Source organism: Streptomyces sp. NPDC052682 (assembly GCF_040678435.1).
Taxonomy (GTDB): Bacteria; Actinomycetota; Actinomycetes; order Streptomycetales; family Streptomycetaceae; genus Streptomyces.
On sequence record NZ_JBFATS010000002.1, the window covers coordinates 370,756 to 395,527 of the forward strand.

Annotated in this window: 18 protein-coding genes and 1 pseudogene; 7 read left to right on the forward strand and 12 right to left on the reverse strand. The window is 68.1% G+C overall.

Going from position 1 to position 24,772, the window contains the following annotated elements:
* Nucleotides 1-70: 70 nt before the first annotated feature.
* The 3 genes from AB0K80_RS04190 (at nucleotide 71) to AB0K80_RS04200 (ending at nucleotide 4,378) form a co-directional block, all read left to right on the forward strand.
* Entirely contained in the window at nucleotides 71-673 is a 603-nt protein-coding gene (locus tag AB0K80_RS04190; RefSeq protein WP_365665604.1) for a TetR/AcrR family transcriptional regulator, read from the forward strand.
* A gap of 114 nt (nucleotides 674-787) precedes the next feature.
* The gene (locus AB0K80_RS04195) at nucleotides 788-2,998 is read left to right on the forward strand and encodes an MMPL family transporter (RefSeq protein ID WP_365665606.1); all 2,211 of its coding nucleotides are present in this window, start codon (nucleotides 788-790) and stop codon (nucleotides 2,996-2,998) included.
* A 270-nt stretch (nucleotides 2,999-3,268) separates the two neighbouring features.
* Nucleotides 3,269-4,378: a substrate-binding domain-containing protein gene (locus AB0K80_RS04200; RefSeq protein ID WP_365665607.1), complete on the forward strand. Its 1,110-nt coding sequence runs from the start codon at nucleotides 3,269-3,271 to the stop codon at nucleotides 4,376-4,378.
* A 38-nt stretch (nucleotides 4,379-4,416) separates the two neighbouring features.
* Here the strand turns inward: AB0K80_RS04200 and AB0K80_RS04205 are convergent, their stop codons facing one another.
* Both AB0K80_RS04205 and AB0K80_RS04210 read right to left on the reverse strand, forming a co-directional pair.
* The gene (locus AB0K80_RS04205; RefSeq protein ID WP_365665609.1) at nucleotides 4,417-5,058 is read right to left on the reverse strand and encodes a class I SAM-dependent methyltransferase; all 642 of its coding nucleotides are present in this window, start codon (nucleotides 5,056-5,058) and stop codon (nucleotides 4,417-4,419) included.
* 115 nt (nucleotides 5,059-5,173) lie between these two features.
* Nucleotides 5,174-5,377, reverse strand: a complete 204-nt coding sequence (locus AB0K80_RS04210) for a cold-shock protein (protein ID WP_004984723.1) — start codon at nucleotides 5,375-5,377, stop codon at nucleotides 5,174-5,176.
* Nucleotides 5,378-5,789: 412 nt separating this feature from the next.
* Here AB0K80_RS04210 and AB0K80_RS04215 point away from each other — a divergent pair, with 412 nt between their 5' ends.
* The 3 genes and pseudogenes from AB0K80_RS04215 to AB0K80_RS04225 all read left to right on the forward strand — a co-directional run bounded on the left by AB0K80_RS04215 (nucleotide 5,790) and on the right by AB0K80_RS04225 (nucleotide 8,851).
* Nucleotides 5,790-6,638 carry a menaquinone biosynthesis protein gene (locus AB0K80_RS04215; protein ID WP_365665611.1) on the forward strand — a complete coding sequence of 283 codons (849 nt, stop codon included), beginning with the start codon at nucleotides 5,790-5,792 and terminating at the stop codon, nucleotides 6,636-6,638.
* Between the two features lie 61 nt (nucleotides 6,639-6,699).
* A pseudogene (locus AB0K80_RS04220) lies at nucleotides 6,700-7,656 on the forward strand (serine/threonine-protein kinase); the annotation flags it as partial.
* A gap of 619 nt (nucleotides 7,657-8,275) precedes the next feature.
* Nucleotides 8,276-8,851, forward strand: a complete 576-nt coding sequence (locus AB0K80_RS04225; protein WP_365665613.1) for a hypothetical protein — start codon at nucleotides 8,276-8,278, stop codon at nucleotides 8,849-8,851.
* 20 nt (nucleotides 8,852-8,871) lie between these two features.
* On the opposite strand, the gene AB0K80_RS04230 is transcribed toward AB0K80_RS04225, so the two are convergent.
* On the reverse strand, nucleotides 8,872-13,524 hold the full coding sequence (locus AB0K80_RS04230; RefSeq protein ID WP_365665615.1) for an FtsK/SpoIIIE domain-containing protein: 4,653 nt from the start codon (nucleotides 13,522-13,524) through the stop codon (nucleotides 8,872-8,874).
* A 284-nt stretch (nucleotides 13,525-13,808) separates the two neighbouring features.
* Between AB0K80_RS04230 and AB0K80_RS04235 the strand changes: the two genes are divergently transcribed.
* Nucleotides 13,809-14,111 carry a WXG100 family type VII secretion target gene (locus tag AB0K80_RS04235; RefSeq protein ID WP_365665617.1) on the forward strand — a complete coding sequence of 101 codons (303 nt, stop codon included), beginning with the start codon at nucleotides 13,809-13,811 and terminating at the stop codon, nucleotides 14,109-14,111.
* A gap of 696 nt (nucleotides 14,112-14,807) precedes the next feature.
* On the opposite strand, the gene AB0K80_RS04240 is transcribed toward AB0K80_RS04235, so the two are convergent.
* The 9 genes from AB0K80_RS04240 to AB0K80_RS04280 all read right to left on the reverse strand — a co-directional run bounded on the left by AB0K80_RS04240 (nucleotide 14,808) and on the right by AB0K80_RS04280 (nucleotide 24,597).
* On the reverse strand, nucleotides 14,808-15,395 hold the full coding sequence (locus AB0K80_RS04240; protein ID WP_365665619.1) for a hypothetical protein: 588 nt from the start codon (nucleotides 15,393-15,395) through the stop codon (nucleotides 14,808-14,810).
* A complete protein-coding gene (locus AB0K80_RS04245) occupies nucleotides 15,392-15,922 on the reverse strand; it encodes a hypothetical protein (protein ID WP_365665621.1) in 531 nt (176 codons plus the stop codon). Before AB0K80_RS04245 ends, AB0K80_RS04240 begins: the two co-directional genes overlap by 4 nt.
* A gap of 511 nt (nucleotides 15,923-16,433) precedes the next feature.
* Nucleotides 16,434-17,786, reverse strand: a complete 1,353-nt coding sequence (locus tag AB0K80_RS04250; protein WP_365665623.1) for a hypothetical protein — start codon at nucleotides 17,784-17,786, stop codon at nucleotides 16,434-16,436.
* Entirely contained in the window at nucleotides 17,783-18,088 is a 306-nt protein-coding gene (locus AB0K80_RS04255) for a hypothetical protein (protein ID WP_365665625.1), read from the reverse strand. The genes AB0K80_RS04250 and AB0K80_RS04255 overlap by 4 nt, the downstream gene beginning before the upstream one ends.
* A gap of 52 nt (nucleotides 18,089-18,140) precedes the next feature.
* Entirely contained in the window at nucleotides 18,141-19,148 is a 1,008-nt protein-coding gene (locus AB0K80_RS04260; RefSeq protein WP_365665626.1) for a hypothetical protein, read from the reverse strand.
* A gap of 29 nt (nucleotides 19,149-19,177) precedes the next feature.
* Nucleotides 19,178-19,831: a hypothetical protein gene (locus AB0K80_RS04265; RefSeq protein ID WP_365665628.1), complete on the reverse strand. Its 654-nt coding sequence runs from the start codon at nucleotides 19,829-19,831 to the stop codon at nucleotides 19,178-19,180.
* Nucleotides 19,832-20,569: 738 nt separating this feature from the next.
* Nucleotides 20,570-21,208, reverse strand: a complete 639-nt coding sequence (locus AB0K80_RS04270) for a hypothetical protein (protein ID WP_365665630.1) — start codon at nucleotides 21,206-21,208, stop codon at nucleotides 20,570-20,572.
* 385 nt (nucleotides 21,209-21,593) lie between these two features.
* Nucleotides 21,594-22,265, reverse strand: a complete 672-nt coding sequence (locus AB0K80_RS04275) for a hypothetical protein (RefSeq protein WP_365665632.1) — start codon at nucleotides 22,263-22,265, stop codon at nucleotides 21,594-21,596.
* A 319-nt stretch (nucleotides 22,266-22,584) separates the two neighbouring features.
* Nucleotides 22,585-24,597, reverse strand: a complete 2,013-nt coding sequence (locus tag AB0K80_RS04280) for a hypothetical protein (protein WP_365665633.1) — start codon at nucleotides 24,595-24,597, stop codon at nucleotides 22,585-22,587.
* Between the last annotated feature and the right edge of the window lie 175 nt (nucleotides 24,598-24,772).

Sequence of the window (24,772 nt, forward strand, 5' to 3'; positions counted from 1 at the left end):
TTTTCATAGGCGACTGCGCTACAGTCGCGTCGTACGAAACGGTCTCGTTCCCCTCAGGAGGCGGTGAGAGATGACCGAGGTCGCGGCGGCGCGCCGCAGCCGGATCACTCCCGAGCGCGAGGCCGAGCTGTACCAGGCCGTGCTCGACCTGCTCCGCGAGGTCGGCTACGACGCCCTCACCATGGACGCCGTGGCCGCCCGCACCCGGTCCAGCAAGGCCACCCTCTACCGCCAGTGGGGCGGCAAGGCCCAGCTGGTCGTGAAGGCCATACGGCACATCAAGCCCGGCGAGATCAGCGAGGTCGACACCGGGTCCCTGCGGGGCGACCTGCACGCCCTGATGGCGCGGGAGGACGACTGCACCATCGAGCGGAACTCCGCGCTGATGCGGGGCGTGGCGATGGCGATGCACCACGACCCGGAGCTGCGGCACGAGTTCCGGGAGCAGTTCATCGAACCCGAGATGGCGGAGTTCCGGCACGTCATCCAGCGCGCCGTCGACCGGGGCGAGGTCCGCCCGGACTGCCCGGCCCTGGAGTTCCTGCTGCACATGATGGTCGGCGGGTTCGCCACCCGGGCGCTGCTCGACGACGAGCCGCCGACCCAGGCCTTCCTCACCTCGTACATCGACGCCGTGGTCCTCCCCGCCCTCGGCGTGCCCCCCTCCTCCTGAGAGATCCCCCACCTCCTCCTGAGAAGTCCCCACTCTCCACCTGACGTCACCGCTCAGTCGTCGGGCTGATCACCCCTGCCCCGAAAACCACGACCTGACCGGGAGTACGCCCTCGTGGCCACATTCCTCTACCGACTCGGCCGGCTCTCATTCCGGCGGCGGCATCTCGTCGCCCTGATATGGGTCGCGCTGCTGACCCTCGCGGGGGTCGGCGCGGCCAGCGCCCCCACCCCGGGCGCCACCTCCTTCTCCATCCCCGGCACCGAGGCCCAGAAGGCCTTCGACCTGCTGGAGCAGCGCTTCCCCGGGATGAGCGCCGACGGCGCCACCGCCCGGGTCGTCTTCAAGGCGCCGAGTGGCGAGAAGATGACCGACCCCGGCAACAAGGCGACCGTGAAGACGACCGTCAGGGAGCTGTCCGACGGCTCCGAGGTCGCCTCCGTCACCGACCCCTACCAGGCCAGGGCCGTCAGCAAGGACGGCACGATCGCCTACGCCCAGGTGAAGTACAAGGTCTCCGGCATGGAGCTCCAGGACGCCGGCAAGGACGCCCTGAAGCAGGCGGCGCAGCAGGCGCGGGACGCCGGGCTGACCGTCGAGATCGGCGGTGACGCGCTCCAGGCGGTCCCGCACACCGGCACCAGCGAGGTCATCGGCATCGCGGTCGCCGCCGTGGTCCTCGTCATCACCTTCGGCTCGCTGCTGGCGGCCGGTCTGCCCCTGCTGACCGCGATCATCGGCGTCGGCATCGGCGTCGCGTCGATCACCGCCCTGGCGAGCACGCTCGACCTGGGCTCCACCACCTCCACCCTGGCCACGATGATCGGCCTCGCGGTGGGCATCGACTACGCCCTGTTCATCGTCTCCCGCTACCGCGCCGAACTGGCCGAGGGCCGCGACCGGGAGGAGGCGGTCGGCCGGGCCGTCGGCACCGCGGGCTCCGCGGTGGTCTTCGCGGGCCTGACCGTCGTCATCGCCCTGGTCGGCCTGTCCGTCGTCAACATCCCCATGCTCACCAAGATGGGCGTCGCGGCCGCCGGCACGGTCGCCGTCGCGGTGCTGATCGCCCTGACGATGATCCCCGCCCTGCTGGGCTACGCGGGCCGCCGGGTGCGTCCCGCGGGCGAGAGGAGCAGGCTGCTGGGCGGCGGCCGCACGCCGAGGAAGCCCGGCCGCCCGAACATGGGCACCCGCTGGGCGAGCTTCGTGGTACGCCGCCCGGTCGCGGTCCTGCTGCTCGCTGTCGTCGGCCTGGGCGCCGCGGCCGTACCTGCCGCCTCCCTGGAACTGGGCCTGCCGGACGACGGCTCGCAGCCGGTCTCCACGACCCAGCGCCGGGCCTACGACCTGCTCTCCGAGGGATTCGGGCCCGGGTTCAACGGCCCGCTGATGGTCGTCGTCGACGCCAAGGACAGCGACGACCCCCACGCGGCCTTCGGTGACGTCGCCGACGGCATCAAGGGCCTGAAGGATGTCGTCACGGTGACACCGCCCGCGCCCAACAAGGCCGGCGACACCGCGACGATCACCGTGATCCCCGGCTCCAAGCCGTCGTCGGTGGCCACCGAGAACCTGGTGCACGCCATCCGCGACCAGGGCGCTCAGGTCAAGGCCGACCAGGGCGCGACCGTCCTGGTCACCGGCGCGACCGCGATGAACATCGACGTCAGCCAGAAGCTCAACGACGCCCTGCTGCCGTACCTCGTCCTGGTGGTGGGCCTCGCCTTCCTCCTCCTGATCGTGGTGTTCCGCTCGATCCTCGTCCCGCTGAAGGCGGCGCTGGGCTTCCTGCTCTCCGTCATGGCGGCCCTCGGCGCGGTGGTCGCGGTCTTCCAGTGGGGCTGGCTGGCCGGCCTGCTGGGCGTCGAGGAGACCGGACCGGTGATGTCGATGATGCCGATCTTCATGGTCGGCGTGGTCTTCGGCCTCGCCATGGACTACGAGGTGTTCCTCGTGACCCGCATGCGGGAGGCCTACGTACACGGCGAGAAGCCCGCCCAGGCCGTGGTGACCGGCTTCCGGCACGGCGCGCGGGTCGTCACGGCCGCGGCCGTCATCATGACGGCGGTCTTCGCCGGCTTCATCGGCTCCAGCGAGGCCATGGTCAAGACGATCGGCTTCGGCCTGGCGATCGCGGTCCTCTTCGACGCCTTCGTGGTCCGCATGGCCATCGTCCCCGCGGTCCTCGCCCTGCTCGGCAGGACGGCCTGGTGGCTGCCGAAGTGGCTCGACCGGGCCCTGCCCAACGTGGACGTCGAGGGCGAGGGGCTGCGCACGGAGGCCGACGCCCGCCGGGACGGCGACCTGGAACCGGCCCGCGTCTGACGCCGCCTGCCCGTCCCACCGGCCGGTGAGGGCTCACCCGGGGACCCGGGGGATCCCTCACCGGCTGTGCCGTACCTGGAGAGCAACCGCCTCCGCCGCGCGGTCACTTGACCGGATACGACGAGAAATCACGCTGTTGCGGTCTCGTAACCTGGGGTGCTTGACGACACACACCGTCACGGAATTGGCTTTCAGCCACCTGGGTCGCGATGCTGCTCCCTCGTCCGGAAGGCACCTCAAGTGAACGCGCGTATCACCCGTCGGTCCGCTGTGCGTCGTCGCAGCGCCATAGCCCTGGCCGTGTCCGTCTCCCTCCTCCCGCTCACCGCCTGCGGCGCCCTCGACAGCGTCGCGGGCAGCGACAGCTCCGCGACCCCGAAGAAGGGCGACGCCATCACGGTGGGACTGCTCCTGCCCGACAAGGACACGGCGCGCTTCGAGAAGTTCGACTACCCCCTCATCAAGGAGGAGGTCGCCGCCCTCACCAACCACAAGGGCAAGGTCGTCTACGCCAACGCCGAGGCGAGCGTGGCCCGGCAGAGCCGGCAGTTCCAGCAGATGATCGCCGACAAGGTCGACGTGGTGCTGGTCGACGCCCTGGACGCCAAGGCCATCGCCTCGGACGTGCGCAAGGCCAAGGACGCGGGCATCCCGGTCATCGCCTACGACCGGCTCGCCCAGGGCCCCATCGACGCGTACGTCTCCCACGACAACGAGCTCGTCGGCGAGGTGCAGGGCCGCTCCCTGGTGGACAAGCTCGGCGGCAAGGCGTCGACGGCCAAGGTCGTGGTGATGAACGGCGACCCCGCCGACCCCAACACGGGCCTGTTCAAGAAGGGCGCCCTGAGCGAACTCCAGGGCAAGGTCAACATCGTCAAGCAGTACGACACGACGAAGTGGGCGCCCGAGATCGCCAAGGCCAACATGACCAAGGCGATCCAGGCCGTCGGGCTGAACGACATCGCCGCCGTCTACTCGGCGAACGACGGCATGGCCGGTGCCGTCATCGAGGCGCTCAAGGAGGCCGGGGCCACCAGGATCCCGCCGGTGACCGGGCAGGACGCGAACCTGGACGCGGTGCAGCGGATCGTCGCCGGTCAGCAGTACATGACCGTGTACAAGTCGTTCCTGTTGGAGGCGACCAACGCCGCGAAGATCGCGGTCGCCAAGGTCCAGGGCCACGACATCGAGTTCGACGCGCTGGCCAACGACCGGGTCGACAGCCCCACCCAGAAGGACATCCCGGCCATGCTGGTGCCCGTGGTCGCCGTCACCAAGGACAACATCAAGGACACGGTCGTCAAGGACGGCGTCTACACGGTCGACCAGATCTGCACCGCGCAGTACAAGGCGGCCTGCGCGGCGATCGGCCTGCAGTAGCCGACGGCTCCTCGCGACGGACGCCCCCCCGGCCCGCCCTAGCGGCGGGCTGTGAGGAACGCCTGGGGGGTCGACTCCCCGTACGCGTCGGCCGGGGCGCGCACCGTGCGGGACAGGAGCGTGAACCCGGCCGCCTCGAGCAGCTCCGCGACTTGGCCGGGCCGTCTGCGCAGGAAGTCCAACGCCACCGGGTGGCCGAACGGCCGGTCGTGGCGCCGTGGCTCGTCGCCGGCCTGGAAGGCGACGAGCAGATGGCCGCCCGGGGCCAGCACCCGGCGGAACTCGGTGAACAGGGCGGGCAGCCGGTCCACCGGGGTGTGGATGGTGGAGTACCAGGCGACCACGCCCGCCAGCGCGCCGTCGGCCAGGCCCAGCTCCAGCATCGAGCCCTGGACGAACCGCAGGTCCGGGTTCTCGCGCCGGGCGACGGCGAGCATCGACTCCGACACATCGAGGCCGAAGACGGACAGCCCGAGGGAGGCCAGGTAGGCCGTCACCCGGCCCGGTCCGCAGCCCAGGTCGGCCACCTTCCCGCCCGGTCCCACCAGCGCGGCGAAGCCGTCCAGCAGGGCCCGGTCCAGCGGGCTCGCCGCGATCACGCCCCGGAACAGCTCGGCGTAGTCGTCGGCGATGGCGTCGTAGAAGGTGCGGGTGGCGGTCAGGAAGTCGGAGTCGGTCATGGGCGGGCACGGTACCCGGGGGCACTGACAACCGGGTCCGACGGTCGAGCCGGCCGTGGAAAGGGCAGGAGCCCCGTCACCGGGCGGTGCGGGGCTCCTTGGGCACTGCTATCGATCAGACAGGAGTGACGTTCTCCGCCTGCGGACCCTTCGGGCCCTGCGTGACGTCGAAGGACACCTGCTGGTTCTCCTCGAGGGACCGGAAGCCGGTCGCGTTGATCGCGGAGTAGTGGACGAAGACGTCGGGGCCGCCGCCCTCCTGGGCGATGAATCCGAAGCCCTTTTCGGCGTTGAACCACTTAACGGTTCCGGTAGCCATAAGCCCTCCTTGGGCTCAAAAGGGTTGCCCTGCTCCAGAACCAGCAAGTGTGAAGATGTGAGTTCTGCACAACTGCATATGTCTGAGAACGACGAGAGCCCGCGGTCACATGCTCCGCAGGCTCTGTACTGCAAGGGAAACCAAACTGCAACTTGCGAATGAGCCTAGCACGGAGGCGGCGGAAAGCAACAGAGGTCAAGATCACGCCACCCGAAGGTTTGAACCTCGCTGGTCCGGATGGCGGAGCGGCGCCTCGGGCGGGGGAGCGGCGGGCCGGACGGCGGGCCGGACAACGGGGCGTCGGGCGGCGGGGCGTCGGGCGGCGGGGCGTCGGGCGGCGGGGCGTCGGGGCGTCGGGCGCGGCCGAGGGGCCGCGGTCCGGGCCGTCCCGCCCGAGGGCTAGCCTCACGATGTGGAGAATCCTCGCACCCGGCCGCGTGTCGGCCACATTCAGTTCCTGAACTGCCTGCCCCTGTACTGGGGGCTCGCGAGAACGGGCACGCTCCTCGACTTCGAGCTCACCAAGGACACCCCGGAGAAGCTCAGCGAGAAGCTGGTGCAGGGCGAGCTCGACATAGGGCCGATCACCCTGGTCGAGTTCCTCAAGCACGCCGACCAGCTCGTCGCCTTCCCCGACATCGCGGTCGGCTGCGACGGCCCGGTGATGTCGTGCGTGATCGTCTCGCAGACCCCGCTGGACCGCCTCGACGGCGCCCGCGTCGCCCTCGGCTCGACCTCGCGCACCTCCGTCCGCCTCGCCCAGCTGCTGCTGTCCGAGCGCTACGGCGTCCAGCCCGACTACTACACCTGCCCGCCCGACCTCGGGCTGATGATGCGGGAGGCCGAGGCCGCCGTCCTGATCGGCGACGCTGCCCTGCGCGCCAACATGCTCGACGGCCCGCGCTACGGCCTGGACGTGCACGACCTCGGCCGGCTGTGGAAGGAGTGGACGGGCCTGCCGTTCGTCTTCGCGGTCTGGGCGGTACGCCGCGACTACCTGGAGCGCGAGCCGTTGATCACCCGCAAGGTGCACGAGGCCTTCCTCGCCTCCCGCAACCTCTCCCTGGAGGAGGTCGGCAAGGTCGCCGAGCAGGCGGCCCGCTGGGAGGCCTTCGACGAGCAGACCCTCGCGCAGTACTTCACCACCCTCGACTTCCGCTTCGGCGCTCCGCAGCTTAGGGCGGTGGCGGAGTTCGCGCGCCGGGTGGGCCCGACGACCGGTTTCCCGGCCGACGTGAAGGTCGATCTGCTCGAGCCCTGAGCAAGCGCCGGGCGGCGCACTACTCTGCTGGCAGCAGGCGGTACGGGGGAGGGGTGACGCCATGCGGCCGCTGGACGCCGACGAGCCCACGGTCGTGGGGCCCTACCGGCTGCTCGGCCGGCTGGGCTCGGGCGGCATGGGCCGGGTCTACCTGGGACGCAGCGCCGGGGGCCGTACGGTCGCCGTGAAGATCGTGCACCCGCACCTCGCGCTCGACGAGGAGTTCCGGGCCCGGTTCCGGCGCGAGGTGGCGGCCGCGCGCCGCGTCGGCGGCGCCTGGACGGCCCCCGTTCTCGACGCGGACCCCGAGGCGCGCGTGCCGTGGGTCGCCACGGCCTACGCGGCCGGCCCCTCTCTCGCCTCGGCGGTCGCGGACGAGGGCCCCCTGCCCGCCGCCACCGTACGAGCACTGGGGGCCGGCCTCGCCGAGGCGCTGGCGGCGGTCCACGACCTGGGGCTCGTCCACCGGGACGTGAAACCGTCCAACGTCCTGCTCACCCTGGACGGCCCCCTGCTCATCGACTTCGGCATCGCCCGGGCCACCGACGGCACGGCCTCCCTCACCTCCACCGGCGTCTCGGTCGGCTCGCCCGGCTACATGTCGCCCGAGCAGATCCTCGGCAAGGGCGTCACGGGCGCGGCCGACGTGTTCTCCCTCGGCGCGGTCCTGACCTTCGCGGCGACCGGGCAGCCGCCGTTCCCCGGGGACTCCTCGGCGGCCCTGCTGTACAAGGTCGTACACGAGGCCCCCGACCTCGGTCCGCTCGACGGTGAGCTGCGGGAACTGGCGGAGGCCTGCTTGGCCAAGGACCCGGCCGCCCGCCCGGCCCCCACCGAGGTGGCCCGGCGCCTGGCCCCCGAGGGCGCGGCCCGGCTGGTGGCGGGCGGCTGGCTCCCGGGCGCCCTCGTGGAGCAGGTCAGCCGCCGCGCGGTGCAGGTGCTGAACCTGGAGGCGGGCCAGGACGGGACCGCGGAGGCGGTGTCGGGACCGGTGGGATTCAGCAGCGTGTCGGTGGGGGAGGGGGCCGCGGAGGCGGGTCCTGCGCCGGCAGATGGGTCGGATACCGGGAGACCACCGCGGGCCGGGCGGACCGGCCCGGCTGGTGGGGCGGCGGCGCGGGTGCCGGGGGGCGGGCGGACCGGCTCGACCGATGAGGCCGGGGCGGGGGTGCCGGGGGCCGGGGAGCGTGGTGAGGCGCGCGCCGGCGGAACGCCGAGTGGCGGGGCCACGGGGGCCGCGGCGGCGCGGGTACCGAGTGGGGGCGGCTTCGGGCCTCCGCCGGTGCCGCCGGCGCCCGCGGTGGCGGCGTACCCCGCCCCGCCGGAGGAGACCCGGGCACCGGCGACGCCCGCACGGGACAGCCACGTACAGAACGCCCCCGCAGGGGATGCCCGTGAACGGGACGCCCACGCAGGGGAGGCCCCCGGTCGGGACGCCCCGGGTCGGGACGCCCACGCAGGGGAGGCCCCCGGTCGGGACGCCCCGTCCCGGGACGCTCACGTACAGGACGCCTCCGCACGGGACGCCTCACACATCCGCACGGGACACATCCGCACCGGACGCCTCCTCACGAGACGCCTCCCCGCGGGACACGGCCGTCTCCCCCGGACGCCGCCCCGGCAAGGTCACCGTCAGTGTGTCGGCCACGTCCGCCCAGGAGGGCGGGGGGCGGGTGCGGAGGCTGAGCTGTTCGGTGGCCCTGGCGGTCGCGGGGGCGATGGCGGCCGTGACGATCGGGTCGGTGTTCGTCTTCCACCTGCTGCCGGACTGGCAGCGCGACGACGACGACAGCAGCGGCGCAGGCGCCGGCCCTCCCTCCGTGAGTGCCAGTTCCACCGCGGCCGACAGCGCCCCGCCCACCGCCGTCCCCGCCCGCTACCTCGGCACCTGGGAGGGCGAGGGCAGCGCCCTGGACGGCAAGCTGCCCCTGGGCACCTTCCGTCTCACCGTCCAGCGGGCCGAGGCCGGCCAGGAGCTGGGCCGGCTCCGCCAGACCGACCAGCTCGGCGGCGTCTGCGTCGACGTACTGACCCTGAAGCAGGTGACGGACAAGCAGCTGGTGGCGACGTCCGTCGGTGCCAAGGGCAACCACGGCGGGTGCAACCCGGCCCGGACCACGGTCCGCCTCACGCCGGTCGGCGACGACCTGCGCTACCAGTCGGACAGCGCGGAGTCGGGACGGCCTCAGGCACGGTTGTCGAAGGTCAAGTAGCTTCCTGCCCCGGCACCGGCTCACCCCGGGATGACGACCGTCCGCAGCTCCCCGTCCCCGAGGTGCAGCATGCCCTTGCCGGGGGCGACCTGCCCGCCCACCATGCTGCGGGACAGGCGCACACCGATCAGGTCGCCGCTGGAGGACTCCTGCGGGGAGAGCAGGATGCCGCGGCGGGCCTTCTTGGCGTCGACCTGCCAGCCGGAGAAGCCGCTGCACACGTCCTCCTCGTCACCGGCGATGACCAGGGCGAGACCGCGTTCCGCGCCGCGGGAGACGAGCTTCTTCAGCTGGCTCTCGGCATCGCAGTCCTCCAGGATCTCGCCGTCGTCGACGAGCACGGCGATCGGCTCCTCCACAGATGCCTGGTCGATGAGCTCCTCGAAGTCGTCCTCGTCGATGTCGTCACCGGTGAACACCTTCAGGACCCCCTCTGTGCCGTCGAGTTGGCGCAGCGGGGACTGGCGGGGAGCGGCGACGACCAGACGGGTGCCCTGGGCCAGGAACGACTGGGCGAAGTTCATCAGCACCGTGGAGCGGCCCGACTTGGCCGGGCCCGCGATGACGAACGCCGGTACGCCCTGGGCGAGATCGGGCCCGAAGCCGACGATCTCGTCGCCGCCGATGCCGGCCAGCGCCCACAGCCGGGACCGGGACGCCTCCGGGTCGCGCAGCTCCCAGGCCTCCGCGAAGGAGATCCGGCTGGGCAGGCTGTCGACCCGGAACGGGCGCCGGTGCCGGGGCACTTCGGCATCCCGGGCGGCGGCCGCCTCACCGATCGCGGCCAGCGCCGCCGCCTGCCCCTGACCGGTGGTGTCCGCGGCGAGCAGCGCGAACTGCGTCTCCGTACCGGACTCATTGCGGAACGCGCGGCCCGGCGGGATCTCCTCGGGCACCTTGCGGGCCGGGATGCCGAGCGCGGAGAAGTCGCTGCGGTCGGCCAGCCGCAGACCGTACTTGTCCTCCGTCAGCGTCGCGATACGGCCGACGAGCAGCGTACGGTCGCCGGTCAGGACCAGGTGGATGCCGACGCTGGCGCCCTCGCGCATCATCGTCTGCAACTCGTCGGTCAGCGTGCCGTGGTCGATCTCGCCGAGGGTGGGCACCCAGCCCTCCCAGCGGTCCAGCATCACGACGATGTGCGGCAGCCGCTCCTCCTCGGCGACCGCGGCCCGCTGCTCCCCGATGTCCGCGAAGCCCTTGTCCGCCAGCAGGTCCTGGCGGCGGCCCATCTCGCCCTTGAGGCGGTTGACGAGCCGGACCACCCGCTCGGTCTGGTTCCGGCCGACGACCGCGCCGCAGTGCGGCAGCCGGGTCAGGGCGTTGAGCGCGCCGTTGCCGCAGTCGATGCCGTACAGGTGCACGTCGGCGACGGAGTGCGTACGGGCGATCGAGCCCGCCAGGGTGCGCAGCACCTGGGAGCGGCCGCTGCGGGGCGCGCCGCCGATCATCAGGTGGCCGAAGGTGGAGAAGTCGACCACGACCGGGCGGCGGGACTGCAGCGCGGGCAGGTCCTCGACGCCGTACGGGGCCGGCGGCAGCTTGCCGGGGGCGGGTGCGGTGGCCGGGACCTCGATGTCGTCGAGCAGCAGCGTCTCGTCGAGGGCAGGCAGCCACGGGCTGTGCTGGGCGGGGATGCCGAGCGACCGGTTGGCGTCCCGGATGGCGTCGACCAGGACCTTCAGGTCGGTGATCTCGTCGTCCTCGCGCGTCTCGGCCTTCGGCTTGACCAGCGCGGCCCGGCCGAGGTCCTCCCAGGCCAGCGGCCCGACCCAGGGCGCGAGCGCGGCCGGGTCCGCGGCGCCCGGCCGCCTGCCCCCCACCCGCCCCGACTGGAACGGCACCAGCGACGCGTGGCCCAGCCGGGCGTACGCGCGGCCAGGCGTGCTCTTGGAGATGTGCCCGGCCTCCGGCGAGTCGATGACGTCCGTCGACTCGCCGCTGTCCGTCACACGCAGCGCGATACGGAGGTTGGTGTTGGCGCGGATCTCGGGCGAGACGACACCGCTGGGCCGCTGCGTGGCGAGCAGCAGATGAATGCCGAGGGACCGCCCTCGCTGGGCGATGTTGACCAGGCCCGTGACGAAGTCCGGCAGGTCACGCACCATCGAGGCGAACTCGTCGATGACGATGAGCAGCCGGGGCAGCGGCCGGTACGACGGATCCCGGCGCACCAGGTCCTGGTAGTCCTCGATGTCCTTGGCGTCGGCCGCGGCCAGGATGTGCTCGCGCCGGTGCAGCTCGGCCCCGAGCGACTCCAGGGCGCGTTCGACGAGATGGGCGTCCAGGTCGGTCACCATGCCGACGGTGTGCGGCAGATGGACACAGTCCTTGAAGGCCGCGCCACCCTTGTAGTCGACCAGCACGAACGTCATGTTCTCGGGCGTGTTCGCCACTGCCAGCGCCGCCACGATGGTCTGCAGCAGCTCCGACTTGCCGGAACCGGTCGTACCGGCGATGAGGCCGTGCGGGCCGTCCTTGCGGATGTCGATGCCGAAGGGACCGTCGTACGACTCACCGATGACGGCGAGCGTCGACTGCCCGCCCATCCGCCAGCGCGCCGCGATCGCGTCGGGCGTCGGCGGCTCCAGCTGGAGCACGTCGAGCAGCCGGCTCGAGCCGGGCAGCGCCGAGTCCTCGGTCTCGCCGCTGATGTCCCGCAGCGGCGACAGTGCCCGGGCCAGCCGCAGACACCAGGCGGGGGAGACGAAGTCGGGCCGTACGTCCTTCAGCCGCTCGGCGCCGGCCTCCTCCACACGGAGCCTGAGCCGGTCGGGTTCGTCGGTACGGGCGGGCTCGGTGGCGGTGGTGTGCCACGCCTGGAAGGACGGGAACCCGCCGGCGACCTGCAGGGGCTGCTCCTGCTGGGCGAGTTCGTACTCCTGGGCCTTGGGCTCCGCGACGACGAACGCCTGGCACTCGCCCGGCAGGAACCGCTCCTCGGCGTCGAGGCAGAGGGCGAACATCGACACCGACGGCCCTTCGCGCAGCAGCCGCACCACACCCGGCAGCGACCGCAGCCGCCGCGACCCGTCCCACACCACGACGATGTCCGGATCGCTGAACGTGACGCCCTGGGCTTTGTTCTCCTCGGCGGCCTTCTTGCGCGCGTCGAGGATCTGCGTCAGCTCACCGATCCGGGCACCGACGGTCTCGGCGTCGGTGCCGATGAGCACGTTGACATCCTGGCCCCCGCTCGGCCGGGCGTGCGGCAGCCACCGCACCCAGTCCCAGGCCTCCTGGGCGCTGTTCTCGCTCAGTACGTAGAACTGCACGTCCATGGGGCTGTGCAGCGCGGCGGTCTGCGCCACGGCCCACCGCCCGAGCGCGCGGGCGGAGTCCCCGGGCCCGGCCATGCCGATGACGCCCAGGTGCCGCAGTGACAACGCGACGGGCGCGTCCTCGATCTTCCACGTCACTTCGCGCCGGTGGTCGTCCTGCTCGGGATCGTCGAGGACGACCTCGGAGGGCAACCGCCCGGTGCCGACCCGGATCAGCAGATGGTCCCGGTCGGTTCGCCGCCGCTCCCACAGCCGGGTCCGCGGCCCGGTGCCGAGGGAGAGCACCGTGGCCGGATCCGGAATGGCCTGCCGTCGGTCGTTCCGCTCGGCGACCAGCGCGTCCTGCGCGTCCTTCTCGATCCGCTCCTTCTGCTCCTTGTACTCCTGGACCTGTTTGGCATGGGACTTGCGCCCGTGCTTCTTGTCGTTGAAGTAGTTGGCGAACAGCAGGATGGGGCTCAGGCCCGCCATGATCAGGTAGTACCAGCGCTGGAAGATCAGCACCGATACGACGGCCCCGACGAGCGGCGTCAGTGCCATCAGCCAGGGCAACGGCCGGGGTTCGTACTCCCGGGGCGGCGCCGGCAGCCGGAACCTGGTCTGCCGCTCGGGCGGCCGCAGCCGCGGGGGCCGGTTGTAGTCGAGCCCTATGCCGTCGTCGGACCACTTGAGAGCGGCGTTCGGGGGCGTGTAACGGGCCAGCTCCAGCAACGAGTTGCCGACGGCGATCTGCCCGCCGAGGGGCCAGTCGTAGGTGGTGCCGCCCTTCTTGTCACCGCTTCTCTTCTCGCTGCCCTGTCTGCCCTTCTTCTTCCCGGCCTTCTTCTGCTGGTCCTTGGTCTCCCCCTCGGCCTCGCCCTGGACCTCTTCGATGGGCTTGCCGTCGAGAGTGACGCTGTCCTTGTCCCCGTGGACGGCGACCTGGCAGGTCCCGTCGGTGGCCACGGAGAGGGTGAGGGCGCGGGAATCGACCTCGGGATCGTCGACACGGACGTAGTTCGCGGGCCCGCTGCCGATGTCGTACCGCCCGACCCCCAGCCGGTGCACGAACCCGGCGGCCGGCCCGCCGACGACCCGCAGCTCGACCAGGCCGGTCGGCTCACCCGGCAAACAGCCGGACGGATCCTGGAGACTGACGACGGCGCCCTCGCGCAGCGGGGATCCCACGACGGTGGCGGCGGGGTCGACGGCGTACCCGTCGACGTAGATGAGGGGGCTGTTGTCGGTCGGCGTGTGATGCCCCCCGATGGGAATCACCTGGGCCCCGCTGTTCCCGACCTGCTTGGCCAGTTCCTGCGCGATGTCCCCCACGGTGGACTCAGGATCGGCATCGAGCACGACGTCGGCGGAGCCACCGCCGAACGGGTCGACGACGGTCAGAGTCAGGCGCACGCTTGTCCTCCCCAGGCCCCTGTGGCCGCTTTCCCTGCGCGGATCTGCTTCCGCAACGCGGGTCACAGTCGAAGCGACGATATCTGCTTGGCGTGCGGCCCGGTATCGCACGGTCGGCGACCTGCCGATGAGCTTCCCGATGGCAACGGCGTGCGCACGAGCTCCCGACGCCTTGTTCACAAAGCCGGTATGTGACACCCCAGTTCACCCCCGTAAGCTGCTGCCTCGTATGGACAGGGAGCCACGGGGGTTGGCCCTGCGGCGTGTTGAGAGGGAGCGGCTTCATGGCCAAGGACCTTGACATCACATATCAGGACATGCGGGATGCGGCCAAGCATGTCGTGAAGGAGAAGGAGAAGCTCCAGGAGAAGCTGGAGGCGCTCCGCAAGTACATCAACAACCTGGTGAACTCCGGCTACGTGACGAAGAGTTCGTCGAAGGCGTTCGACGAGAACTTCGACGAGTTCGTACGGGGCACGAAGGACACGCTGGACGGTCTGGACGGCATGGGGGACTACCTGACCATGGCGGCGGACAAGTTCGAGCAGATCGACGAGGAGCTGGCCAAGCAGGCTCGGAGCAAGTAAGCCTCGGCGGCTGTGCAGGGGGACGGCGCGGCATCTGCGGGCAGGTGCCGCGCCGCACCCACGGCCGGCGGGCGTCCCGTGACCGCGGTTGCCTTGGGCGTTCCCGCGGTGGGGCCACCTCGTTCTATGCATCCCCCGCCAATCCCGTCTCCGGCATTGCGTCTGTCCGGTACTGGCCTCCGGGCAACCACGACCGCCAAAGCAGATGAGCATGCACATGGAACCCTGCACGGCCGACCCACATACCTTCGTTGGGCGAGTGCGTGCATAGCGCCGACGGTTCGATCGGTGAGCCGCTACGTCAACGGCAAGGCCGACGAGACGCCGCCCTGTGGGGTGACGTACCGGGGTCGTCGGATGGCAGCTCGTACCCGTTGAAGGTGACCTGGACGTGGGAGAGCACTTGGCGACGAACAGGAGGCATTGGCAGCGACCTGCCCCGTGCGTGAGATCCAAGCCGTTCACCGGTAAGGGTGGCTTGGGCGTATGAGGGGCGAGCGGTGTGTCCTCGGGAGAGGTAACGACTGGTGGCTAGATAGGCCGATCATGCTGGTTGCAAGGGATCCGACCGCCGCTTCCGCGTGGGGAATCGTGGGGCGTTCTGGGTTGTCGGATCGTGCACAGCATTGCTACGTAGAAGGGCCGCTTGCAGGCAACGCTGACTGCAGCGCTCTAGGCGGGTAGCATATTGCCCCGCTATGTGGATTCGACATGGCGTATCCACAGACTCCTCGCGAAATCATCCACAGCATCTGCATAGACAGCCATGCGGCCAGGATCGTTCCATACCATGTAAAAGCAAATATCAACGCCGGCCTCGTCAACCCGCCAGCCATATCGGACGGTAGCCTGGAGCAGGTCATCGACGGTCGACCAGTAGCGAGTTGACCGCAACCCCTGGCCCAAGTGTTCGGTGACGAACGGGTCTACTTCCACAGGGCCCAGCAAACTTGGTGCGTCAGCCTGCACGATCTGCCGCAAGGTAGAGTCCCGCTCCCCAACAATATCTGCCATGAAAATGAAGGATGGGACGGGGGCTTGGTCGGGATCAGGGATAAACAGGAACGCCTGATCCGCAGGTGTTAGCTCAGGAAATCTGGCGACAAATGAAGCAAGTTGTTGCCGAAGTGCCTTGACTCTACGCCGCTTGGGCCTCTCTTCGTGCGCATGCAATACGGAAAGAGCGCAAAGTTCGGCCCACTCTTCGCGCTCCTCATTGCTGCCCCAATGCATGAGTGTTGGAAACCACTGGAGAGTCTCTGAATCTGTGTCAACAAGCTTCATGGGTGGCTCCATCGAAAAGTCGTCATGACGGCATCGAAAAGGTCGACGAGAATGTCCGCCATTTCGCTGTCTGGCTGTCCGTCTGCGATGGTGCTGAAGGAAATAGCTACCCATTTCTCTGGGATGGAATTCGGGATCTGGAGAATGTACTCGACCCGCCGTGAAGGGAAATCGACTTCTCTGTTGGGATCTGCTTCACCCACACCGTCCATCCGGAACCCCACTGCGCCATCAATCATGACTTCGTCACTGTGCGAGGCTTGCGGACGTAGAGACCTTAGATTTGGACCAGAGCCCAATCCAGCTGTCGGCACAGCGAGGGGCTCGGAGACGATAAACGAGGCTGCAAGAGCCATGCCATCAATGCGCTCAACTGGCAGATACAGGTCCATGGCATGCGCTTCGCGGGCTTGCCGAGCGACCCTCTTGAGCCGTTTGACGAGCTCCAAGCGCGCTTTGATGAGGTCATCCCGAGGGACTCCCGCTGGCAACTCGTCCAGGGAGCCATCCACGATGCGCTTGATCACTTCACTCGTTCCCTCCCGCAGCGGGATTCGATTCCAGCCAGGTGGTGGCACGAGCGTGTAACCGGTAGGGGGTGCGGCTTCGGATTCACCGGTTTGGGACACGTGAGATCCTTTCCCATATTACGGAGCCAAGCACCAGTAGTGGCGTAACGAACGCCCCGAAAACCCCCACCCAGTAACTGGTGACGATCGAGGGAAGTACCAGTGTGAAGGACATGACCATTGAGTGTGTCAGGCCAGCGGGGCGGTGCCCAGTCCGCGGATGCTGGGCGAAAATGACGAGTAGGCACACGATGGCAGCTGAGACAACGCCGCGCTGGAGCCACACCCATGCGGGACCTAGTTCCCGAGGGATTAGGAAGGCGCCACCGGCATAGACGAAGAGGTAAGCAAGCGGCACGATAATGCACAGCCGAGCAAGTGCCACGACCCCGCCGCCTAGCCGTTCGATCAGCGAACCGGACATTTTCCCGTGCGGTGTCACGCGATCGTCAACTCCATTTCCGGACATCTACCACGAAGAGCCGATAGGTGCTTTCCATGTATTTTCTTTCCAGTCATTATAGCCGTCGCTTGACCACTTATCTGGGATGACTCCGCCCGTTGTCTCGGAGGCAGCACTCCAGGCATCGCTCTGACCGAATATCTTGTCCGTAGCGTCGGCTCCGGCTCCAGCATAAATGGAAGCCAGCGCAATACCATATCCCGCTCGAGCTTTGGCGGTATTCCCAACAGTCGCCTCAGGGAAGGCGGCATTGTTTTTGGAAAACTGAGCTGCATGAGCTGCAAGCTCATCGTCACCGAGGTGGGCCCAACGAGATGCGGGACTAACCTCGGGAAGTTCCTTCGTCACACGCCCAGCCTCACCTGAGATTTTCTTACGAGTGTAGGTGAGGAGATCCTTATAGAACTTCTTCGCGCCTTCGTCGGCCGTGTTCGCGATGGCTCTTTGAAGCGAATTCATCATCGACCTGTGAGCGGCCAGTCCAGCCCTGGCACGGGAGGTACGGACGGTGATAGCTGCCGCTTTCGTCGCGGTGTTGGCCCCCTTCAGCATCGTTAGGCCGGCTCGTCCGGCGCCCATGGTGAGGAGGCCAATTGAATCCATGGCTACTTCCATCCAACTTGCTTCGCCCGCTGCTGCCAGGAGCGATCTCGCGCCAAGGATGATGGCGCCAAGTGTGATGGCCAAGACGTTCAATCCCGGAATGAATAGCGCAATGACACCGATGATCGTTGCTGCCCAGCCCAAGGCGTCCAGCACGATTTTGATCGTGTCAATGTTGTCATGAATCCATCCCTTGAAGTCGTCCCACCAGCTGTCTTCAATGGCATCATCCAACTGGTCGCGGATCTTGTCGGCGTGATGGCGAGCCCGTTCATCACGTTCGCCTCTGATGCGATCCAACTGATCTCGAAATTCACGTAGCGGATCGCCCGCCGTGCCGCCTGCCGAGGGCTGAGACGTGGTACCGTCTCCAGGCGCTTTCTTGGCCTTCTCTGCCTCAAGGTTCTCCTGTTCCCTCTTTGCGTTGGACAGTACCCTATCGGCTCGGGTTTGGAAGTCCTCCAGATCATTCGCCCAATTGGTCAGGTGTCCGTGGACTCGCTCGTATCGATCTGCTACCTGTCCTAGGCGCTTTTCGAGCTGGCCGGATTCTTCCTTGAGCTTGGCAGCGTATTTTCCCTTGAGTTCGTTGTCGTTACCGATTCCCCGTAGCATTCGCGCCTGGTCGCGAAGTGAAGCGGCTACGGACTTCATGTGGCGTACTTCGCGGCGAATTTCCTCAGGGTCGCCTGGTACGGGATCGGAGTCGGCGAGCGGATGCCAGTCACGCGGGCGAGGCTTGGAAGACCCTGTCACTTCTTCTTCCTGGCCTTTCGGAGCTCATCGGCCAGCTGCTTATCTGCGCCGGTAAATGCATCGATTGTGGACTTCACGAGTCCACCGACGCTTTCCAAGTTCTTGAGCAACGCACTGCGATGATCGTCCCAGTTGTCGACGAACTCGCCCATGGCGTCCGATATTTCCCCACTACCCCAATAGGGGTGCATGCTATCTTTTCGGTGGCTGAGGTTCTTGAGCTCTTTATGAATGCTCTTCAACCGGGATTCTGACTTTACAAGTAGATCGACGTTGACTACGAGGTCGGAGTCGCCTGCCATGACGTTGTTTAACTCTCCCGCACTAGGGTCTCATCGGTCTGTGGTCACCCCGTCATCGATTAATGGCCTGTACCTCTTGCACGGCAACGTCCTGGTCGTTGCCGAATGCGCCGTTGGGTAGTTTGCCTGCGGCGCCACCTGTGCCTGCCCATGTGATCTCCCAAGTGATCGTGGCCTGCAGTTTGAAGGTGTCGCCGCCGGACGAGCGCAGGTACTGGATGCCGCAGGGCGGGATCAGTTGGGCCTTGCCTTTGACGTAAGGCTCGCCAATTGAACCATCGTCGTTGATCGTGCATTCCCCTGAGGCTGGGTAGGTCCGGGCGTCCTTAGTGCCTGGTTCCAGCTTGAGCGAGATCGGCTTGGCGGTGGTGGTGGCTTGGATGTTAAGGCCGCCCGCGTTAAGCGCCGCTGTCACCGATACTTCCTTGAACTTAGCTTTGTCCAGCCAGGCCCAGGTCGGAAGGTTGACCTTGGTGGTGGCTTCCGGGGCGAGTGTTACCTCGGTGGTGGGCAACTGGATGCGGTTGTAGGCGAGTTCGGCGAGCAGTTGAGGTGTGAGCGCGTTGTCGACAGGCGGTGTGTCGCCGTCCTCCACCCAGAAGGGTTGTTTGTCGCACGCTTGTGCTTCCGGATCCATCCAGCGGTTCTCGTCGCGGACGGCCACCCACCAACTTCCTTCGTCCTTCTTGTCGAGGTTGTAGTTTTTGTAGTCGCCATCTTTGTATGTGTCGCGGAACTCGCCGACGGAGGCCTTGGCGTAACTGTGCTGCCCGGGCATGTTGACCGTCTCGTTGTACATGTCTTCTACGTAGTTGGCGAATTCTTCAGCGCTACGAGGCTCGTACCAACAGGCCGGCGGCGCCCAGTTGCCCACTGGGCGAAGGCTGCCCGTGCCGCCACCCTTCCTGCCAGAGGTGGAACCGCGGAAGGTGACCTTGGAGACGATGCTGGTGCCGTTCTGGCCGCCGCTTGCTTCCGTCTTCTGACCGTTCGACTTCCCAGGTGTGCCCCATCCGGCAAACGCGGTGCCCGGAATCAGAGTAAGTACGCTCCCAGTCACCCCCGCGATGAGCCACCGCCGCGGAATTCTCACTGAAGGCACGTCTTGTTCCCCCGATCCGACTCCAGCTTCGTCGTCTGCCAGACTCCCTCGCTGTTCTTTTCCAGGCGCGTGCTATACAGCACGTACGAATCGTCGGTCACTGGAGTCTTGTCGACCTTGTTGGTCTTTCTGTCCTTATTGAACGCCTTGCTTTCGTCGGCGCAGTACGAGACGCCCGCCGACTTGCTATCAAAGACCCTGATGTTGGGCGCGTAGTAGCGGACCGACCCATAGAAGGTGAGTCCGGCATCCACAATTTCTTTGACCCAGTCCTGGCTGCCGGCGAGGGCGGTGCCCGCTTGGTAAAAGCTCAGGGCCGGAGAGTCCGGATCGCCCTGCGTCACGGCGTACGTCACCGCCGTCTGGGCTCGCCCTGCATCCGCCAGGATCGCGTCCTTGGTTGCGTCCCCGGTCTTCCATCCCTCGAACGTCTCCTTGACGTCCTCGGGGAGAGCAATGTCGGGGCCCTTGATGCTGCCTTGCGATGTGCTTGGCGAAACTGAAGGAGTGGACCCACCTGTGTCGGCGCCTGCGATTTTATCGTCGGCCTTCGAACTGTCCTTCCCGCTGCCGCAGGCTGTCAGTAGCAGGGCGGCTGTCGCGACGAGCGCGGCAGCCGCGGGCAAAGGTCGGCGCTTCACAGTTGGCTCCCCGTGAGACATGAGTTCCGTCAAGAGTACTGACGGTATCGAGGTAGGTGCCGATTTCGCCAGAGCGAAGTTCCCTGCGGACAGGGGTATTTCGGGCGAAGGGGACTCATCTCAGGGGCGATTGCGTCCGAATCCTGCCGTAGCAGGTGACAGCCCTTGGACGCTCCGATGTCCGGGGCTGGCTGTCTTCCTGAGGCTAGGCTGGCTATAGCGGCACGCAGTTGGGCAGACGCATGGCGGAAACGCCGACGCGCAAGGCAACGGCTCGTCGTGTCCGCCGAACCAGGATCATGTTGTCGCCGCGGTCATGAGACCCCTTGCCCGCGAGGTCGATGTTGTGGACGGGCATGAGGCTGGAGCGGTGGGGGAATCGCTCGTGGAGTGGCGTGCACCGGCGTGATGCGGGTAGTGGCCGGCGCACTCCTGACAGGCGTACCTAGGGTGAGCACTGGCGTTCGGAGACCGTCAAGCACCTCGGTGTGCTCCGGATGTGCTTTGTGTCGTCGACGATCACTTCATGGCTATGACGGTGGCGGAGGTCTGCCGTAGTGGTGGTTCCCGCGATGTCGCAGCCGCCGTGCGACCGTATGCCGGGTGACCAGACTGCCCCTGGACCGGCCGTCGCGCGTCTTGGACCACCGCTACCCGCCCCGCTCCGTGAACGCGGTGGCGGGAGAGAGCGCCAAGGCGGCGACCGTCAGTCCGGCGAGTATCATCCTATCCGCGATCTCACGGCGTGCACTTCCCGTTCCTCCTCACTGAGAGCAGCCTCGTGGTCTGCCAGACACCCAGCTCGTTCTTCTGCAGGCGCGTGTTGTAGGCGACGTACGAGTTCTTGGTCACGGGGGTTTTCTCAACGGTGTTGGACTTCCGGTCCTTGTCGAAGGCCCGGCTCTCGTCCGCGCAGTAGGCCAGGGCGGCTGTGTTCTTGTCGACCATCAGCAGATCCGGCTTGTAGAAGCGCACGGTTCCTGTGATCGACTTGCCGTCGTCCACATATCCCTGAACCCACTCGGCGGCTCCCGCGAGGGCCTCGCCTCGGTAGTAGAACGTAAGGGCTGCGGAGCCGGGGTCGGCGTCCGTGATCGCGGCGTCGGTGGCGTTGATCCGTTCCTGGACGTCTGACATCAGGGCGTCCTTGGTCGCATCTCCGGTCTTCCAGTTCTCGAAAACGTTCTTGACGTCGCTCGGCAGCGTGATCGTCGGGCGCTTCGCCGAGCCGGAGGCACTGGCACTCGGCGAGACGGTGTCCTTCGTGTCGCCCTCATCAGCCCCTGTGATCTTGTCGTTGCCTCGTGACGAGTCGCCCCAGCCGCCACATGCCGACAGCAGTATTGCGGTTGCGGCGAGCGCGACAGCAATGGGCAAACAACGGCGATGCACGGGCAGCTCCCGTTGAGACGAGGGGCATGTCAAGGGCAGTGAACCAATCGGTGTGGTTCTTGGATTGGACATCTTCTTCTTGAAGTCCTTGGCGCCGAGGTAGGGGGCGTACCAGCAGGGTGGTGGCGTCCAGTTGACGTCGGCGGACGGCACGTTTCCGGTGCTGCCGTCCTTGGTGACGGCTCCGAGTACTGAATGCGTGCGGCGGCGTAGATGCCGGTGTCGTCGTTGCCGCCCGACTGCTCAGTGTTGGAGCCCTGGGTGTTGCTCGGCTGCTCTCCGGCGTAGGCCGGTTGGGTGAGGGCCAGGGCGCCCAACGCCAACGTGAGGCCAGCCGCGCAGGTGCTCAGGGCCGTACGCCGTGGCCTGTTCACCGGCACTTCGCCGCCTTGCCCTCGACGTACACCTTGGAGGCCTGCCACGGATCGTCTCCGGTAGGGAGCTTGACCATGATGAGCCGGAAGTAGTCGAAGTCCGAGATGCTGGGTGTGCCCTTCATGACCTTCCCCGTCTTCACCTCTTCGGAGTAGAACTTGGTCGAGTCCACGCAGAACGCGACCTCCACCGAGTTGCCGTTCGACGCGGACCGGGTAGTGGCCTGATAGTGGCGACGGGTGCCCGTGGCCGTCCAGCCGCCTTTCAGTCTTGCCTCGATCTGCGTCTTCGCGTACTTCAGTCCATCGCCTATCGCATATGCGACCAGAGAAGCGTCCTCGGTTGTGCGCTGGTCAACGCCCCGGTAGATGGAACGGATGAAGTTCGCGGCGTCGTCCATGGCAGCCGCTTCGTTCTTGTCCTTCGGCTTCTCCCAATCGAAGACCAGGTTCATATCCTTGGGCAGGGATACGTCCACGCCGTCTGGTTTGTCCTCCGCCTGCCCGGCCGAGGGCTCCGTCGACTCCTTCGCAGTCTCCGAGTCTTGACTGGCCCCGGCGATCTTGTCGTTGTCGCTGGAGTTGCCGTCCCCGCTACCGCAGGCCGTCAACAGCAGTGCTGCCGTCGCCACCAACGCGGCAGCGGCGGGCAATGGGCGGCGCTTCACAGTGACTCCCCGTGAGACAGAAGTGCAGTCGAGGGCATCGACGCTATGGGTGAGGTTGCCGGTTCTGCCAGTGCGAGGAGATTCCCGGTTCCCCCAGAACGAACTGCCTTGAGACAGGGGCAATCGTGCACTTATGGTGCTCCTGTTGCTCTGTGCCGTGTCCTGATCGCAGTCAAACGGGCGACGCCTCGGGCGGGGGTCAGGACTGGCCTCCAAGGCTGTCGCGTCGATGGTTCCCGCTTCGCTATCGCTGGGCCGACACGGTGCTGCGGGGGCGTCAGGATGAATGCGGCCAGACTGACAGGTCTGGCGCGTCGCCCTAATGGACGCTCACCCCATCCCTCACCTTCTCGATGAGCCGCGAAATCCCACTCGGTACAGCCCTCAGCGGGCCGTCCAGTGTGGTGTACGGGACGCGGGTGTTGCCGGCGGCCGGGTCGGGCAGCTTCAGGATGGTGTCGGGGACGGAGCGGGGGGTGGCGATGGCCGCGGTGCGGCAGGGGGCGCAGACGGGGAGGAGGCGTCTGCTCTGGCTCTTGGGGGCCACGCGTACGTGGTGGCGGGCGACGGCTGGGCCGTGCAGGGGGTTCACGCCGCAGTACAGGTCGTCCGGGTCCCCGGCGAGTGCCGCGCGGCCCGCGCGGGCCAGGACGATCACGGCGACCAGGGTCGCCGGGTCCAGTCCGCGGGCGCGGACGCCGTCGGGGGCGCCGCCGGCGAGGAGCAGGGCCGCGTCCAGGCAGTCCGAGGCGCGGGGGTCGGCGTGGGCTGCCGACGCGTTCTTGGCCAGTGCCCTGAGTTCGGTGCGGGCCGTACGGCGCAGGTAGGCCGTCGACGGTTCGGTGGGGGCCGTGAGGTGCAGTTGGTGGGCGGGTTCGGGGGTGCGGCGCCGGAACAGCGCGGTGGCGGACCTTCGTACGACGGTCAGTACGCCGGTGAGGACGAGGACCAGGAAGGCGCCCACGAACAGGCCCGGCCAGAAGTCGCCCGAGAACAGCGGGGGCAGGGCGTCCTCCTGCGCCGCGTCGGGGGCGTGCGCGGGGGCGGACACGCTCTGGGGGCGGTCCGTGCGCGGGGTCTTGTCGAGGAAGGTCATCAGGGCGTCGAGGCGCTCGCCCAGCAGGTGGTCGTCGGCGTCGTCCGCCTTCTCGTCGCCGTAGGCGAGGGAGTCCGGCAGACCGAACATCAGGTGGTCGGAGTCGAGGCGCAGGCCGTAGGTGTAGACGTCGATGAAGCCGTCGTCCGGGTCGGCGACGACGTACACGCCGTCCCTGCGCAGCTTGGCGTGCACCGCGGCGGCGAAGAGGTGGGAGTCGCCGGCCGACTCGCTCTCGGGGGTCTGGGGGACGAGCGTGACGTAGACCGGGCCCCCGGCTTCCGAGCGGGCGAAGGTCCGGATGCGGTCGTGCAGGCGGGCGAGTTGGCGTGGGTCCAGGGCGCGCGGGCTCTCCGGGTCCTGGTAGACGGGGTCCGTCCGCAGGCCCGCCGCGACCCGCTCCACGCGGGCCGACAGGTCGGCGGGCGTGGGCGGGGGAGACGCGCTCGACCTTGCCTGGTCGCAGACCAGGGAGGCCGTGACGGCGACCGCGGTGGCCGTGGCGAGTGCGACGAGGGGCGGGACCAGCCGGGCGAGACGGCTGGTCGTCGCGGGGGGTTCGGCGCCGGGCAGGCGGTCCCGCCGGTGACGTACGTACCGTCGGGCGTGCCTGATCACGAGCAGAACCAGCAGGGGTACGCCGGTGAGCAGGATGCCCGTCACGAACGACTGGTTCTCGCGGTCGGACGGGCCGATGTACAGGTTTGCGGGGGCCTCGTCGAGCAGGTTCTCGCGGGCCGCCGCCGCTCGTGCGGCGGCCTCGGCCTTGCCCTGTGCGACGACCTCCACGAAGCGTTCGAAGCTGCGCAGGGGACCGGCGTCGACGGGGAGTCCGTACATGGCGGCGTCTGCCGCGTCCTCGGCCGGGGCCCGCACGCCGTACGCGGTGGCGTCCGTGACCGTCGACTCGTCGAGGAGGACGTACAGGCCGTCCCGGTTCAGGCGGTCGTGGACCGCGCCGAGGAGTTCCTCGCCGTGCAGGGCGCTCATGGCGGGCAGGACCAGGACGTACGTCGGGACGCCGGTGCGCTGGGCGAGCTTCGCGAAGGCCGGGGCCATGGACTTGGGGACCTCGCGGGGGAGTTGGTCCGTGACGTGGACCGGGTTGTCGCGGAGGCGGTCGGCGAGGTAGGCGGCCTGGGGGGCCGGCTCCGTGGCCCGGGCCGGGGGCGCGGTCGCGGCCGCGGTGGCGCAGAGGGCGGTCAGGGCGATGAGGAGCCGTATGACTGCTCGCATCGGTAGAACCCCCGTGGTTCCGATCGCTGTCACGCGCGGCACTTTACTGGGGGTTCGCTGGTGCGAAACGAGTGGTGCGGTGGTGCCCGGGCCGGGGTCGGCCGGGGGTTCGCCCAGGATGCCGTCGCGCTGCGGTCCCGCGACCAGTGCATTCGGTAAGGGCACTTTCCCCCTG

Coding starts and splice junctions, on each gene's coding strand:
- AB0K80_RS04235 (WP_365665617.1), top strand. CDS start 13,809: ATGGCCAAGGACCTTGACATCACATATCAGGACATGCGGGATGCGGCC.
- AB0K80_RS04210 (WP_004984723.1), bottom strand. CDS start 5,377: ATGGCTACCGGAACCGTTAAGTGGTTCAACGCCGAAAAGGGCTTCGGA.
- AB0K80_RS04280 (WP_365665633.1), bottom strand. CDS start 24,597: ATGCGAGCAGTCATACGGCTCCTCATCGCCCTGACCGCCCTCTGCGCC.
- AB0K80_RS04205 (WP_365665609.1), bottom strand. CDS start 5,058: ATGACCGACTCCGACTTCCTGACCGCCACCCGCACCTTCTACGACGCC.
- AB0K80_RS04255 (WP_365665625.1), bottom strand. CDS start 18,088: ATGGCAGGCGACTCCGACCTCGTAGTCAACGTCGATCTACTTGTAAAG.
- AB0K80_RS04240 (WP_365665619.1), bottom strand. CDS start 15,395: ATGAAGCTTGTTGACACAGATTCAGAGACTCTCCAGTGGTTTCCAACA.
- AB0K80_RS04190 (WP_365665604.1), top strand. CDS start 71: ATGACCGAGGTCGCGGCGGCGCGCCGCAGCCGGATCACTCCCGAGCGC.